Below are 16,010 nucleotides of genomic sequence, written 5' to 3' on the forward strand. Positions count from 1 at the left end.
CTTTCTTCAAAATGCGAAATAGGCAGGAATGGTCCTGCCTATCGTTGAACATAGAACAAATTTATTGGAACTGTTCGTTGCCGACCAGGCCAATTTTGGTCACGCCGAGACGCTGTGCGGCAGCCATGACGCCTGCCACGGCCTTGTATTCGACCAGCTTGTTCGGACGCAGATGCACCTCCGGCTGATCGGCTTGGGCCGCGACTTCGGTCAGTTTCGCTTCCAGGGCCGCACGGTTGGGAACCACCGCGTTATCCCACAGAATCGTACCGTCGAAGTCAACGTCGATCGTGATCACCACAGGGTCCTTGGTCGGTGGCGGCGGGGTGCCGACCGGCATGTTCAAGTTGACCGAGTGGTTGGCTTTCGGAATCGTAATGATCATCATGATAATCAGCACCAGCATCACGTCGATGAGGGGCGTCATATTCATTTCCATCATTGGTTCCGGATCCGCGCCTGCGGCAGCCGGAGAGCCGACATTCATACTCATGATGTTTCCTTTTAAGAAGGGCAGGCCATGTTTCAGGCCTGCGATGCACTAACGGGTATTAACCCTTATCAGGCGGTTCGGTGATGAAACCGACCTTCTGGATACCAGCGCGCTGGGTAGTGAAAATAACCTTGCCGATCGCTTCGTAGCGTGTTTCTTGGTCGCCACGAACGTGTACTTCCGGCTGCGGCAATTTCACTGCTTCCACCTTCAGATTGTCGAACAACTCATTCGCGTCGCGCATCTTCTTCTGGTTCCAGTAGATGTCGCCATCTTTGCTCACAACGATGTTGACATCTTCCGGCTTAGTCTGAATGACCTGGTTGGTTTCTTCTGGCAGCTTGATCTTGATAAGCTTCAGAACAACCGGGCTCGTGATCAGGAAGATAATCAGCAGAACCAACATGATGTCCACGAGGGGCGTCGTGTTGATTTCCGACATGACTTGATCTTCGTCTCCGCTATCGGAGCCTACGGACATCGACATGATTAATTATCCAATCTTTTTAGCGCCAGCCAGACGGCCAGCTTCGCTGGTGGACATGGCGCCCGAGATCAGCACCGAGTGCACGTCAGCCGAGAACGAACGGACATCTTCCATGGCCGACTTGTTACGACGCACCAGCCAGTTGTAACCCAGAACGGCTGGAACGGCGACGAACAGACCGAAGGCGGTCATGATCAGCGCTTCACCGACCGGACCTGCAACCTTGTCGATCGATGCGTTACCGGACATGCCGATGGCGATCAGTGCATTGTAAATACCCCAAACGGTACCGAACAGACCGATAAACGGCGAGGTCGAACCGACGGTTGCCAGGAACGACAGGCCATCTTGCAGACGCGACTGAACTTTATCGACAGCGCGCTGGATCGACATCGTCACCCAGGTCGACAGATCGATTTGTTCCAGCAGGGCGCCGTCGTGGTGCACGGTTGCCTTGGTGCCGGTCTCGGCGATGAAGCGGAATGGCGAGCCTTCTTTCAGGGCAGCCGAACCAGCAGCAATCGACGATGCTTTCCAGAACTTGGCCGAGGTTTCTTTCGACTGCTTGAAGATTTTAGCCTGGTCGATCAGCTTGGTGATGATGATGTACCACGAACCCATCGACATGATCGACAGAATGATCAGGGTGCCGCGCGAAACGAAACCTGCATCCCACACTGCCTTGAAGCCGTATGGATTCTCCACTTCCTCATGGCCGCCGGCGGCTGCTGGAGCGGCCGCTGGTGCTGCTGCGTCGGCTGCTGGAGCAGCAGCTGCGTCGGCTGCCGGTGCTGGTGCTGCTGCCGCATCCGCTGGAGCGGCTGCTGGAGCCGAAGCTGCCGAGGCTGGCGCATCAGCGAAAGCTGGAGCGCTTACCAGGGCGGTGGCTGCGGTCACGGAAAACAGCACAGCGGCCAGTACAGCGGACAAACGGGTATTCTTAAACATGCTTCCTCCAAATTGATAAAATAATCAGATCGCTGAATGTATGACAACGAAACTTACTAAGTGAGACGTAACAGCTGTCTCGGTTTTTACTCCAGCGTCCAGACGTATTGCATCTGCATCCACGCTTCCGTCGGTTTCCCGTCGGTCAGACCCGGTTTGAAACGGCACTTGCTGATGCCGCTAACCGCTGCCTTGTCCAGATCCCTAAAACCACTCGATTTGACGACTTTGGAGTCGGCAACGCGGCCGTCGGCGGCAATCAGGAACGATAACGTCACCGTACCTGTTTCCTCGTTACGCAGCGACGACTTCGGCCATTCCGGCTTGGCGCAAGTGCTGAAGTCGGCGACAGCGGCGACGCTGACCGCCTTCGCTGGGCCTGGTGCTGGCGGCGCCGGTGGTGCTGGCGGCGCTTTTTGCAGGTCGTTCGACGGCGGCTTCACGTTGGTCGCGTTAGCGATCACGTTCTGCTGCGGCGGCGGCTGCTGCACGTTCACCTCGACTGGCGGGATGAATGGTGGCGGGGGAGCCTTCATCTCTGGCGGAGGTGGCGGTGGTGGGAGTTCTTTTGGTGGAGGAGGCGCTACTTCCTCGATGATCTTTGTCTCCACTGGGGCGACCATCTTTGCCACCAGGCGGGTTCCCAGGCCCGTTATGATTCCATAAGCAACCAGGACGTGCAACAAAACGACAATGGTAATGCCTGTAAAGTTCTTCCCGGTGCTTTTCTCGTTGTGCGTGAAATTCATGCCTGCTTTCTCCAATACCAACTCTTTTTGTTGCTACTAAACCCCAAAATGGCGACATAAAACAACAGCCGCATCCGGGACGTCGGCGAATTATACATACGAATTCTTGATTTTACATAGAATTTTCATCCCTAAAACCGGTTAAATTTCATAGGGTTTTCCTATGTGGTAGCGCTCACTTTGCACCAGAATGGTTCACCGGGCAAGCGTGCGCGGCGCATAAATGGGGCACAGGTCACTATCACGTTACTTAGTTTTCCCTTAAGGCCATTCACGGAATATTATCAAGGTAATTTTACTACCAACAGTTGATAATTTGGCCGGGAAAGTTTCATGCACGAAATTATTGCGGGAGGTAATTAGTGGAAACATTCAAAAACCTGTTGACATCCCGATCACGTCATGCATTCCCCAAAAAAAACCGGGGCCAGAGCACCGCCCCTGACCCCGATTCATACCTTGCAAGAGCCGTGCCTGACATCGCACGGCGCTCGCGACAGTACTATATATATGTCGGTCAACTTCCCCGGGCACGTTTCTCCCGTTTGACCTCCATCGTGCTGACCACTTCGCCGTTCGGCGCCACGGTGTCCAGATGGACATCGAAGCCCCACAGGCGCGCCACATGCTTGAGTACTTCGCCGGCCTGCTGGTTGAGCGGACGGCGCTGGAACTGCGTGTGGCGCAAGGTCAGTGCCCGGTCGTCGCGGGTGTTGACCGACCAGACCTGGATGTTGGGTTCCCGATTGCCAAGATTATATTGTTCTGCAAGCTGCTGGCGCACGTAACGATAGCCGAGGTCGTCATGGATGGCGGAGATGGCCAGCTTCTCGTTGTTGTCGTCGTCCAGCACGGCAAAGAAGTGGAACTCGCGGATCAGCTTGGGCGACAAATACTGGGCGATGAAGCTCTCGTCCTTGAAGTTGCGCATGGCGAAGTCCAAGGTCTTGCGCCAGTCGCTGCCGGCGATGTCGGGGAACCATTCGCGGTCCTCGGCGGTCGGGTTCTCGCAGATGCGGCGAATGTCGGTCATCATCGCGAAGCCCAGCGCGTACGGGTTGATGCCGCTGTAGTAGGGGCTGTTGACGGGCGGCTGGTAGACCACGTTGGTATGGCTCTTGAGGAACTCCATCATGAAGCCGTCGGCCACCACGCCCTCGTCGTACAACTGGTTGAGGATGGTGTAGTGCCAGAACGTGGCCCAGCCCTCGTTCATCACCTGGGTTTGGCGCTGCGGATAGAAGTACTGGCTGATCTTGCGCACGATGCGCACCATCTCGCGCTGCCAGGGCTCCAGCAGCGGCGCGTACTTCTCGATGAAGTACAGCAGGTTTTCCTCCGGCTCGGGCGGGAAGCGCGGCGCTGCTTTCTCCGCTTCCTCCTCTTCGCGGCGCGGCAGGGTGCGCCACAGGTCGTTGATCTGCGATTGCACGTAGGCCTCGCGCTCCTTCTGGCGCGCGCGTTCCTCCATCATCGACAGCTTGGCCGGCCGCTTGTAGCGGTCGACGCCGTAGTTCTGGATCGCGTGGCAGGAGTCGAGCAGGGTTTCGACCGCGTCGATGCCGTGGCGCTGCTCGCATTCGGCGATGTAGTTCTTGGCGAACACCATGTAGTCGACGATGGCCTCGGCGTCGGTCCAGGTGCGGAACAGGTAATTGCCCTTGAAGAAGGAGTTGTGGCCGTAGGCCGCGTGCGCGATCACCAGCGCCTGCATGGTCAGGCTGTTTTCCTCCATTAAATAGGCGATGCACGGATCGGAGTTGATGACGATCTCGTAGGCCAGGCCCATCTGGCCGCGCTTGTAACCCTTTTCGGTCGACAGGAAATGCTTGCCGAACGACCAATGGTTGTACGACACCGGCATGCCGACCGACGTGTAGGCGTCCATCATCTGCTCGGCGGTGATGATTTCCAGCTGGTTAGCGTAGGTGTCGAGGCCGAAGTTCTCGGCCACGCGGCGGATTTCCTGGTGGGCCTGCTCGATCAGTTCGAACGTCCACTCGGACTGCTCGGGCAGGGCGCGCGGATGGCGCGGCTTGGGGGAAGGCTGGTGCGTCATGTCGTTCATGGGGCGCTCGCTAGGTGGGCGGCCGGCGCGGCCGCCTTATTTCGGCTGTTTCTTGAACAGTTCGCGGAACACCGGATAGATATCGGCCGGCGTGACTATTTTCTGCATGGCGAAGTTGGCGTGGTGGTCCGGGATCTGCGAATACTGCTCCCACAGGTTTTGCGGCGGGCCGTCGGTGATCTCGACATAGGTGTAGTACTGCACCTTGGGCATGATGGTGTTGATCAGCATCTGGCGGCACAGCACCGAGTCGTTGTCCCAGTTGTCGCCGTCCGACGCTTGCGCCACGTAACTGTTCCAGGCGCCGGCGCCGTAGCGTTCCTCGATGATCTTGTCGAGCAGGTGCAGCGCCGACGACACCACCGTGCCGCCGGACTCGCGCGAGTGGAAGAATTCCTCCTCGTCCACCTCGGCCGCGGCCGTGTGGTGGCGGATGAAGACCACGTCGATCTTGTCGTAGGCGCGCTTGAGGAACAGGTACAGCAAGATGAAGAAGCGCTTGGCCGTGTCCTTGCGGGTCTCGTCCATCGAGCCGGAGACGTCCATGATGCAGAACATCACCGCCTGCGTCATCGGCTTGGGCACCTTGATGCGGTTGCTGTAGCGCAGGTCGAACGGATCGATGAAGGGTATCGCCAGCAGCCGCGTGTGCAGGTGGTGGATCAGTTTCTTCAGCTCCACCACGTGCGGGGCGTCGAGCGGTTCGCCGTCGAGCAGCAGTTGTTCCAGCTCGGCCTCGGCTTCCTCGAGCCGCTTGCGCGAGTTGCCGCCGACGGCGATGCGCCGGCCCAGCGCGCCGCGCAGCGAGCGCAGCACGTGGATGTTGGACGGCGTGCCGGACATGTTGTAGCCGGCGCGCTGGTTCTTGAATTCGGTCGTCGCGGTCAGCTGCGTCTTGACCATGTGCGGCAGTTCCAGGTCCTCGAAGAAATAGTTCATGAATTCTTCGCGGGACAGTTCGAAGATGAAGTCATCCTCGGTCATCTGGTCGCTATTGCCTGCCTTGCCGCGGCCGCCGCCGCCACCGCCCTTGGGGCGATTAATCAGGTCGCCTTTCTGGTATTCCTGGTTGCCGGGGTTGATGGTTTCCCACACGCCGCCATGGGCGTGTCCGAACGAAGGCTCGCCCACGTCCTTGACGGGGATCGAAACCTTTTCGCCGTTTTCAATGTCGGTGATGGAGCGGCCCTTGATGGCCCGTCCCACCGCGTCCTTGATCTGCGACTTGTAGCGCCGCAAGAATCGTTCGCGGTTGACCGCGGATTTGTTCTTGCCCTGCAAACGTCGATCGATGAGGTAAGTCAAAAGATGCCTCCTGCTGCTATGGGTCGGCGCCGCGCCGGCCGCCGCGCTCGGCGGACCGGGGCGCGGGCGGCCGCGCGGTAGGGCCGCGCGAGATTGCCGGAATACTGCTTAGGACGACTTCCTCACGCGCAAATACCATTCGCACAGCAAGCGGACCTGTTTGGCCGTGTAGCCTTTTTCCACCATGCGCGCGACAAAGTCGGCGTGCTTGTTGGCATCCTCGGCGCTGGCCTTGGCGTTAAAGGAGATCACCGGCAGCAGTTCCTCCGTATTGGAGAACATCTTCTTCTCGATCACCGTGCGGAATTTCTCATAACTGGTCCAAGCGGGATTCTTGCCGCCATTATTGGCGCGCGCCCGCAGGCCGAAGTTGACGATCTCGTTGCGGAAATCCTTGGGGTTGGAAATGCCGGCCGGTTTCTCGATCTTCTCCAGTTCGTTGTTCAGCGACTCGCGGTCGAAGCTCTCGCCGGTGTCCGGATCGCGGTATTCCTGGTCCTGGATCCAGAAGTCGGCGAACGTGACGTAGCGGTCGAAGATGTTCTGGCCGTATTCGGAATAGCTTTCCAGGTACGCGGTCTGGATTTCCTTGCCGATGAACTCGACATATTTCTGCGCCAGGTGCTCTTTAATGTACGAGAAGTATTTCTGCTCGGTCTCGGGCGGGAACTGCTCGCGCTCGACCTGCTGCTCCAGCACATATAAGAGGTGGACCGGATTGGCCGCCACTTCGGTGTTGTCGAAGTTGAAGACCTTGGACAGGATCTTGAACGCGAAGCGCGTCGACAGCCCGTTCATGCCCTCGTCGACGCCGGCGTAATCGACGTACTCGTGCATGGACTTGGCCTTCGGATCGGTGTCCTTGAGGTTTTCGCCATCGTAGACCAGCATCTTGCTGAAGATACTGGAGTTCTCCGGGTCCTTCAGGCGCGACAGGATCGCGAACTGCGCCATCATCTTCAGGGTGCCGGGCGCGCACGGCGCCTGGTACAGCGACGAGTTGGCCACCAGCTTGTCGTAGATCTTGATCTCGTCGGTCACGCGCAGGCAGTACGGCACTTTGACGATGTAGATACGGTCAAGGAACGCTTCGTTGTTGCGGTTGTTGCGGAAGGTTTTCCATTCCGACTCGTTCGAGTGGGCCAGGATGATGCCGTCGAACGGGATCGCGCCGAAGCCCTCGGTGCCCTTGTAGTTGCCTTCCTGCGTGGCCGTCAATAATGGATGCAAGACTTTGATGGGCGCCTTGAACATCTCGACGAATTCCATCAAGCCCTGGTTGGCCAGGCACAGGCCGCCGGAGTAGCTGTAGGCGTCCGGATCATCCTGCGAATAATCCTCGAGCTTGCGGATGTCGACCTTGCCGACCAGCGAAGAGATGTCCTGGTTGTTTTCGTCGCCCGGTTCGGTCTTGGAAATGGCCACCTGTTTCAGCACGGAAGGGTAGCGCTTGACCACGCGGAACTGGTTGATGTCGCCGTTGAATTCGTGCAGGCGCTTGACGGCCCACGGGCTGGGAATGTTGCGCAGGTAGCGGCGCGGGATGCCGAAGTCTTCTTCGAGGATGGCGCCGTCTTCCTGCTCGTTGAACAGGCCCAGCGGCGATTCGTTGACCGGCGAGCCTTTGAGGCAATAGAACGGCACATGTTCCATCAGCGACTTGAGCTTTTCGGCGATCGACGATTTGCCGCCGCCAACCGGTCCCAGCAGATACAGGATCTGCTTGCGTTCCTCCAGCCCTTGCGCGGCATGGCGGAAGTAGGAGACCACTTGCTCGATCACTTCCTCGGTGCCGTAGAACTCGCGGAACGCGGGATAGATCTTGATGACCTTGTTGGCAAAGATGCGGGACAGCCGGGTATCGTTGCGGGTGTCGACAAGGGTTGGTTCGCCAATGGCGGCCAACATGCGCTCGGGGGCGCTCGCGTAGGTAAGTCGATCTTTTTTGCAGAGTTCGAGATATTCCTTCATGGACATCTCTTCCTCCTTGGTCCGTTCGTACCGTGCTGCGTAGTTGTCAAAAATGGTCATTTGGGTGTCCTTTAATGTAAGCCTACTAGTCACGGGTCACCGGCAGTTGCGGCTGCCCTGGCCCTAATATGTGTGTTCCCTTCTATCTTATTTTTCTTGTCTCCAGCTTCCTTTGATGACACGGATTGCCCGTGCCTTTGAGCTGGCTTTATTGCCGCTGGCAGCATGCCGGTGGACGGCTTTTATGTGTTCGTCGTAATGCTTCTTACGTCTATGAAATTTATTATTGCTCTATTGGTGCAGGAAGTCAAAAGATATGTCGTAATATCGTTAATACTCTTTCGTAACATACTGATTTTAAAGAATATTATTGCGTCATCTCCGAGAATTTCCGTGGATTTTGTGGCATTTTTTTAGCACGTTTTTACCACACTAATGCCACAGTATCATGCCTATGCGCGCCGTGCTGATCGCGCCTCAAATAGATAAAGTTTGCCGCAAGTCCGCGCCCCTTGTCGCACCGCGCTCGACGTCGCGTTGAAGGCCGCCGTGAGCCCCGCGCCGGGATAAGATAAGATGGCCGGTATCGTCATCCGTATCGTCACCGTATCAGGACAAAGAACATGTTGAATCCACAATTGCGCGCCATCCTCGAAGGCATGCCCAAAGCCGAACTGCACATCCACATCGAGGGCTCGCTGGAGCCGGAGCTGATCTTCGCGCTGGCCCGGCGCAACAACGTCAGCTTGCCCTACGCTTCGGTCGAGGATCTGCGCGCGGCCTACGCCTTCACCGACTTGCAATCGTTCCTCGATATTTACTACGCGGGCGCCAGCGTGCTGCTGCAAGAGCAGGATTTCTACGACATGACGGCCGCCTACCTCAAGCGTGCAGAGGCCGACAACGTGCGCCACACCGAGATCTTCTTCGATCCGCAGACGCACACCGCGCGCGGCGTGCCAATCAAGACCGTCATCGACGGCATCCACCGCGCCTGCCAGGACAGCCCGGTCAGCGCCACCTTGATCCTGAGTTTCCTACGCCACCTGTCCGAGGAGGACGCCTTTGCCACCCTGGAGGAAGCGTTGCCTTACCGCGATAAATACCTGGGCATCGGCCTCGACTCATCCGAGCTCGGCAATCCGCCCGAGAAATTCGCCCGCGTGTTCGCGCGCTGCAAGGAACTCGGCTTCCACCTGGTCGCCCATGCCGGCGAGGAAGGACCGCCGGCGTATATCGAAACGGCGCTCGACGTGCTCAAGGTCGAACGCATCGACCACGGCGTGCGCTGCCTGGACGACGCCGCGCTGACCGAGCGCCTGGCGCGCGAGCAGATCGCGCTGACGGTGTGTCCGTTGTCGAACGTTAAGCTGTGCGTGTTCCAGCACATGGGCGAGCACAACCTGCTCGAACTGCTCGACGCCGGCATCGTGGCCACCGTCAACTCGGACGACCCGGCCTATTTCGGCGGCTACATGAACGACAACTTCATCGCCACCTTCGAAGCCTTGCCGCTGGGCCTGTCGCACGCGCACCGGCTGGCGCGCAACGGTTTTGCGGCCGCCTTCCTGCCGCCGGCGCAAAAACAGCAGTTCCTCGACGAGGTCGATGCGTACTTCGCCGCTGCCGCCGTTTAAGCGCTATTAGATAGACACCAAGGTCACCCCAATGTTCAAGCTTGCCCTAAAAATGACGGCGCGCGACTGGCGCGCCGGCCAGTTGCGCTTCCTGCTGATCGCGCTGACGGTGGCCGTGGCCGCGTTGTCGGCCACCGGTTTCTTTGTCGACCGCCTGCGTAGCGGCCTCGACCGGGATGCGCACCAGCTGCTTGGCGCCGACGTCGTCGTCAGCGCCGACAACCCGGTCGATCCGGCGTGGCGGGCCGAGGCGCTGCGTCGCGGCCTGGTGGTGACCGACACCGTGGTCTTCCCCAGCATGGCGCAGGCCGGCGAGGGCGAACAGTCGACCTCGATGCTGGCCTCGCTCAAGGCGGTCGGCCTCGGCTATCCGCTGCGCGGCAAGCTGAAACTGACCACCGATCCGGCCCAGGCCGATCAAAGCTACGGCACTCCGGCTGCCGATATCCCCGCGCCCGGCACGGTATGGATCGACGCCGGCTTGCTGGGCAGCCTGAACGCCAAGGTTGGCGACCAGCTCAAGCTTGGCGACAAGCACTTCAAGATCGCCCAGCTGATCGCGTCGGAGCCCGATCGCGGCGCCAACTTCCTGGCCTTCGCGCCGCGCGTCATGCTGGCGTTGCAGGATCTGCAGGCCACCGACCTGATCCAGCCCGGCTCGCGCGTGACGTACCGCTTGCTGGTGGCCGCGCCAACGGCGCTGAAGAACGGTGCCGCCGAGGCCGCTTCCTTGCAGAAATGGTTGGATGACAAGATCAAGGCCGGCAACATCAAAGGTGTGCGGGTCGAGTCGCTGGAAAACGGTCGTCCGGAAATGCGCAACACGCTGGACCGCGCCGACCGTTTCCTGTCGCTGGTGGGCTTGCTGTCGGCGATGCTGGCGGCGGTGGCGGTGGCGATGGCCGCGCGCCGCTTCATGCAGCGCCATCTGGACGCCTGCGCCATGCTGCGCTGCCTGGGCCTGACGCAAAACCAGGTCACCGGCATGTATCTGTATGAATTCCTGATGGTCGGCCTGGCCGGCAGCGCCATCGGCGTGCTGGTCGGGTTCGGCGCGCACTACGTGCTGCTGGAAGTGCTGGGCAAGCTGGTGTCGGCCGACCTGCCGGGGCCGACGATCTATCCGGCGCTGCAGGGCCTGGCCATCGGCATGCTGCTGCTGGCCGCGTTCGCGCTGCCGCCGATCCTGCAATTGCGCAAGGTGCCGCACAACCGCGTGATCCGCCGCGAGCAGGACGCGCCGCAGGTCGCCGCGCTGGCCACTTACGGACTCGGCATGGGCGGCTTCGGCTTGCTGTTGCTGTGGCAGGCTGGCGATGCCCAACTGGCGGCCTACACGGCGGCCGGCTTCCTGGGTGCGTTTGTCGTGTTCGGGCTGGTCGCCTGGCTGGGTCTGAAGGCGCTCAAGCCATTGCGCGGCGCCATCGACCATCAAAGCTGGCGCTTCGCCATCACCTCGCTGCAACGGCGTCCGGGCGCGACCATTGTTCAGGTGGTGTCGCTGGCGCTGGGCATGATGGCGCTCTTGGTGCTGACCGTGGTGCGCGAGGATTTGATGTCGGCTTGGCGCAACGCCACGCCGCCGGACGCGCCGAATCGTTTTATTATCAATATCCAGCCGGAACAGCGCGAACAGGTCGCCAAACGGCTGGAGGCGGCCGGCGTCAGCTATGCGCCGCAATATCCGATGATACGCGGCCGCCTGACGGCGGTGAACGGCCAGCCGGTCACGGCCGAGACCTACACCGAGGACCGCGCGCGCGGCCTGGCCGACCGCGAGTTCAACCTGTCGACGATGGCGCAGATGCAGGCAGAGAACAAGATCAGCGCCGGCAAATGGTTTGCCGACACGCCAGGCTCGGCCGAGGCCTCGGTGGAGGAGGGCATCGCTAAGACCTTGCGCTGGAAGCTGGGCGACAAGTTGCGCTTCGACATAGCCGGCGCGCCGGTGGACGTGACCATCACCAGCCTGCGCAAGCTGGAGTGGGGCTCGATGCGGGTCAATTTCTTTGTCATCATTAATCCGGCGGCGATGAAGGAAGTGGCGCAGAGCTGGATCACCGCCTTCCACCTGCCGCCGCAGCAGGGCGCGGTGATGAACGCGTTGACGCGCGATTTCCCGAACCTGACCATTGTCGATGTCGGCGGCTTGCTGCGCCAGGTGCAGTCGGTGTTGGACCAGGTGGTAACGGCGATCGAGTTCCTGTTCATCTTCACCTTGGCGTCCGGCTTGCTGGTGCTGTACGCGGCGCTGATGGGCTCGCAGGACGAGCGCACCCGCGAGTCCGGTTTGTTGCGGGCGCTGGGGGCGACGCGCAAGCAATTGTCGCAGGCGCAGTTGATCGAGTTCTCGCTGGTCGGCGCGCTGTCGGGTGTGCTGGCGGCGACCGGCGCGGCGGCCATGGGCTGGGCCCTGGCGACGTATCAGTTCAAGTTCGCGTGGGCGTTCAGTCCGTCGGTATGGATGGTTGGCTTGGTGGCCGGCGCAGTGTGCGCGATTGCCGGTGGCTGGCTGGGCTTGCGCAACGTGTTGCGTCAGCCGCCGCTGCAGACCTTGCGCGAGGCGTAACAGCGCCCTACGCGGCGAGGCTTTCCAGCGCCGCGTGTTCCTTCAAAAACTGCGCATGCGCATACGGCTGCTGGTCGAAATAATGCGCCGGCAGGTCGAACAAGGCCCAATAATACGTCTCGCGCCCCTGGCACACCTGCGGCGCCGCACAGTAGCGATGCCAGCTGTCGCCGACCTGGCGCGAGTACATGCCATCCCCCTGCGCGTCCGAAAAGAACGGCAACACCCGTCGCGCCAGCAGTGCGTCCAGCAGCGACGGCGGCGCGTCGCTGTCGCGCGCGATTTCATACTGCGCGTACATGCCTTGCTCGGTCTCGATCATCATCAGCTTGGCCTTGCCGTGCTTGTCGAGGAACAGGATGCCGGTCGGATTCGGGAAAATGTAGTGCTCGATAAATCCCATCGACGCCATCAGATGCTGCACCAGGCCGGCCAGCACCGGATCGCCGAGAAAGTGGTAATTGTGCAGCAGCACCAGCTCGCGCAAGGTTTCCGACTTGTCGTCGAAATAGCTGCGCTGCAGCGCGGCGATCTCCACTTCCAGGATGTCGAGCGCGTGGTCGTCGCTCTTCTTGATGTAGCGGTCGATCAGGCCGCGGTTGAAGGCGTTGACGGCGATTTTTTCGTCGGCCGTGCCGGTGAACAAGATCTTCTTGCACGGCAGCTGGCTGACCGCCTCGCAAAATTCCAGACCGTTCAGTTGCGGCATCGAGTAATCGATCACCAGCACCGACGGCGTCGAGAAGCGCCGGCGCTGCTCGCCGATGCGGTAGATGCGCTCCAGGTCGAGCGCGATGGTGCACTGGTCGCCGGTCAGGTTTTGCATGTCGAAGTTCACTTGTAGCAGCACGCCATCGTCCGCCTCGCTTTGGCGCAGCCATTGCAGCGCGGCCGAGGTGTCGTGGAAGGTTTTGCTCGCCAGCATGGGATCAAGCTGGAACGACAGGCTTTTGAGAAAGGAGTCGCTGTCGTCGACCAGCACGGTCAGCGTCGGATGGGAGTAGACGGGCAGATGCATTGATTCACCTTGAAGAGGACAACTGCTGGGGAAACTCCAGCACGAAGATGGCGTACGCGCTCTCGCGCGACACGCAGCGTATGTTGGCGTTCCACGCTTCCATGATTTCCTGGCACAGCGCCAGGCCGATGCCGGCGCCGTTGTGCGGCGGGTAGGAGTAGAAGCGGCGAAAGATCAGCGCCATTTGCGGCGCCGGAATGCCGCAGCCGGTGTCGATGAACAGCAGGCGGGGCGGCTCGTGGGCGCCGTCGACGACGATGCGCACGCGGCCCTTGCCGGCGCGCTGCACCGCCTTGAGCGCGTTGCGCAGCAAATTGAGCAGGATCACCACCGACAGCTCGGCCTGGCCGGCGAAACGGAAGTTGTGGCGCAGCTCCAGCGTGACCATCTTTTGCTGGCCGGTGCTGGAAAACGGGTAGCGCTTGAGCACGGCCTCGACCACGGTATCCATCGATACCGTCTCGACCGGCCGCAGGTTCTGCCGCACCGCCGTGGCGCTGAGCAGGAACAGGTCGATCATGTGGTTCATGTGCCGCACCTCGAACTGGATGCGGGCCAGCGCGTCGATCGTGCCGAGCCGGTCCTCGGCCACCCGGCCGTTGATGTCCGAGAACAACCTCAGTAGGCCACGCACGTTGGCGTCGACGCTGGTCAGCGGCGTGCGCAGCTCGTGGGCCACGGTGGCCAGCCCGGCGCCGAGTCCGGCCAGCTTTTCCTGCGCCAGCACATTGCGGCTGATCTTGGCCGCCGACAGTACGGCGATGGTGAACCAGTGCACCGGCAATTGCTGCAGCACCGGCTTGCTCAGCAGGATGGCGGTTTCGCCGAGCGCGACGGCGGCGGCGCACGCCAGCGCGGTGCCGATCAGATAAGCCCGCAACGCCAGGTTGGTGTCGAAGTGGAACAGCACGACCAGACCGATCAACAACGACTCCGCCCACACGCCCGAAGCATGGTTCATCACGAACATGAAGGTGAAGAAAAAGGGAAAGATGTAGCTGAGCGCGACCAGCAGGTACAGCTCGAGCATGCGGCGCGTGAACTGGCGCGCGAACAGCCCGAGCGCGCACAGCAGGATACCGAGCATGCGCAGCGGCAGGCTTTCGTATTCCTGGGGAAAAAAGTGCTGCCAGATCACGTAGTACAGCGGCATGCCGACCGTGCCGATGCAAGCGAGCAGCAGCACGCGCACGGTCGCATGGTCCTCACGGCCATGATACAGCAGCAGCGACTGGACCACTCCGTGTTGCCAACGTTTCCAGCGTGCTTGCAGGGGATGCTTCATGGTCGATGTGACGTATATCAAGCTTGCATCATCGCCTGAAACCCAAGCGTCCTCAGCCATATCAAATCCAAAGTTGATTTGTATCAATCTCTCGCTCTTTATTTGCTGCAAGGTGCGACATGAGATTCACAAAATAGCAACCTTTCAACTTTTAAGGAGATAACAAGATGTCAAACGCTATTGCTGGCAACCTCCCGCGCGGCCTGGCCGCTTCCGCCCTGTCCGCCGCGCGCGCCTTCACCTTGTCCGCCGAGCAGGTGATGCCCGATTATGTAAACGCCCGCATGGACGAGCACTACGTGACCCGTATCGCCCGGCTGCTGGCAGGCGAGCATCCGCATGCGTGGCAGCCGACGCCGCGCGGCGCTGTGTTTTTAGCCGGCAACGACTACCTGTGCCTGGGCGGGGAGCCGGCGCTGGTGGGCGCGCAGATCGCCGCGCTGCGCGACAGCCATGGGCAAATGCTGATGTCGGCCGTGTATTTACAGGAGGGCAGCGCCCAGCATCGCCTCGAGCGCAAGTTCGCCGCGCTGATGGGGGCGCAGGACGGCATTTTGGCGCAATCGGGCTGGGCCGCCAATGTCGGCCTGGTGCAGACGCTGGCCGCGCCCGGCATCCCGGTGTATCTGGACATGCAAGCCCACGCGTCGTTATGGGAGGGCGTGCAGTCGGCTGCGGCGACGCCGGTGTCCTTTTTGCACAATGATATGGAGCATCTGCGCAAGCAGCTGGCGCGCCATGGACGCGGGCTGATCGCCGTCGACGCGCTGTATAGCACCAACGGTAGCCTGGCACCGCTGCGCGCGCTGGTGGAGATCGCGGAAGAGCACGGCTGCCTGCTGATCGTCGACGAATCGCATTCGTTGGGCACGCACGGGCCGCGCGGCGCCGGGCTGGTGGCGGCGCAGGGGCTTGGCGAGCGCGTCCATTTCCGCACCGCGTCGCTGGCCAAGGCGTTTGCCGGGCGCGCCGGCTTCATCACCTGTTCCAGCAAATTCAAAGGTTACTTCCTGTCGGAATCGCGGCCGGCCATTTTCAGCTCCTGCCTGCTGGGTCACGAACTGGCGTGGTTCGACGCCGCCATCGATTTTGTCGCGGCCGCCGACGACCGCCGCGCCGCGCTGCGCGCACATTCGCTGGCGTTGCGCGAGGAGTTGGGTGCGCTAGGCTATAACGTCGGCGAGGGCAGCGAACAGATCATCGCGCTGGAACCGGGACCGGAGCCGAAGACGCTGGCGCTGCGCAAGCTGCTGGAGTCGCACGGCATCTACGGCGCCATGTTTTGCGCGCCGGCCACGGCCAAAAACCGCTCGCTGGTGCGGCTCACGCTCAACTCGGGCCTGGACGATACGCAACTGGCGCGCATCGTCCAGGCGTGCGAGGACATCCGCTCGCGCGTCGATCTGGAGAGCTGGTCGTCGACGCGGCGCTTGAACCGGCTGGCGCTGGTGTGAGCGCGCGCATGGGGCGGCGCGGTGCG

12 protein-coding genes are annotated in these 16,010 nt (G+C 60.9%); 3 read left to right on the forward strand and 9 right to left on the reverse strand.

The features are described 5' to 3' along the window. Nucleotides 1–61 precede the first annotated feature (61 nt). The 7 genes from ACZ0BA_RS29155 to ACZ0BA_RS29185 all read right to left on the reverse strand — a co-directional run bounded on the left by ACZ0BA_RS29155 (nt 62) and on the right by ACZ0BA_RS29185 (nt 8,081). Nucleotides 62–493, reverse strand: a complete 432-nt coding sequence (locus ACZ0BA_RS29155; RefSeq protein ID WP_463454621.1) for an ExbD/TolR family protein — start codon at nt 491–493, stop codon at nt 62–64. A gap of 58 nt (nt 494–551) precedes the next feature. After that, complete coding sequence (locus ACZ0BA_RS29160; protein WP_090322587.1) at nt 552–980, reverse strand: ExbD/TolR family protein; 429 nt, start codon at nt 978–980, stop codon at nt 552–554. 6 nt (nt 981–986) lie between these two features. Further along, on the reverse strand, nt 987–1,928 hold the full coding sequence (locus tag ACZ0BA_RS29165; protein WP_463454623.1) for a MotA/TolQ/ExbB proton channel family protein: 942 nt from the start codon (nt 1,926–1,928) through the stop codon (nt 987–989). 86 nt (nt 1,929–2,014) lie between these two features. Beyond that, nucleotides 2,015–2,677, reverse strand: coding sequence for an energy transducer TonB (locus ACZ0BA_RS29170; protein ID WP_463454624.1), 663 nt, complete (start codon nt 2,675–2,677; stop codon nt 2,015–2,017). Between the two features lie 517 nt (nt 2,678–3,194). After that, nucleotides 3,195–4,745, reverse strand: a complete 1,551-nt coding sequence (locus ACZ0BA_RS29175) for a SpoVR family protein (RefSeq protein ID WP_463454625.1) — start codon at nt 4,743–4,745, stop codon at nt 3,195–3,197. A 36-nt stretch (nt 4,746–4,781) separates the two neighbouring features. Beyond that, a complete protein-coding gene (locus ACZ0BA_RS29180) occupies nt 4,782–6,050 on the reverse strand; it encodes a YeaH/YhbH family protein (RefSeq protein WP_463454626.1) in 1,269 nt (422 codons plus the stop codon). Between the two features lie 108 nt (nt 6,051–6,158). Beyond that, a complete protein-coding gene (locus ACZ0BA_RS29185; protein ID WP_463454627.1) occupies nt 6,159–8,081 on the reverse strand; it encodes a PrkA family serine protein kinase in 1,923 nt (640 codons plus the stop codon). A gap of 563 nt (nt 8,082–8,644) precedes the next feature. Here ACZ0BA_RS29185 and ACZ0BA_RS29190 point away from each other — a divergent pair. Both ACZ0BA_RS29190 and ACZ0BA_RS29195 read left to right on the forward strand, forming a co-directional pair. Further along, nucleotides 8,645–9,658 (forward strand): adenosine deaminase, encoded by a 1,014-nt coding sequence (locus tag ACZ0BA_RS29190; protein ID WP_463454628.1) that lies wholly within the window; start codon nt 8,645–8,647, stop codon nt 9,656–9,658. A 31-nt stretch (nt 9,659–9,689) separates the two neighbouring features. Then, complete coding sequence (locus tag ACZ0BA_RS29195) at nt 9,690–12,227, forward strand: ABC transporter permease (protein WP_463454629.1); 2,538 nt, start codon at nt 9,690–9,692, stop codon at nt 12,225–12,227. A 7-nt stretch (nt 12,228–12,234) separates the two neighbouring features. Here ACZ0BA_RS29195 and ACZ0BA_RS29200 read toward each other — a convergent pair whose 3' ends face one another. Next, complete coding sequence (locus ACZ0BA_RS29200) at nt 12,235–13,245, reverse strand: response regulator (protein ID WP_463454630.1); 1,011 nt, start codon at nt 13,243–13,245, stop codon at nt 12,235–12,237. Nucleotides 13,246–13,249: 4 nt separating this feature from the next. Continuing rightward, nucleotides 13,250–14,530, reverse strand: coding sequence for a sensor histidine kinase (locus ACZ0BA_RS29205; protein ID WP_463454631.1), 1,281 nt, complete (start codon nt 14,528–14,530; stop codon nt 13,250–13,252). A gap of 167 nt (nt 14,531–14,697) precedes the next feature. Between ACZ0BA_RS29205 and cqsA the strand changes: the two genes are divergently transcribed. Continuing rightward, nucleotides 14,698–15,984, forward strand: a complete 1,287-nt coding sequence (gene cqsA, locus ACZ0BA_RS29210) for an alpha-hydroxyketone-type quorum-sensing autoinducer synthase (RefSeq protein ID WP_463454632.1) — start codon at nt 14,698–14,700, stop codon at nt 15,982–15,984. Nucleotides 15,985–16,010 lie beyond the last annotated feature (26 nt).

The organism is Duganella sp. AC917, from assembly GCF_979258245.1.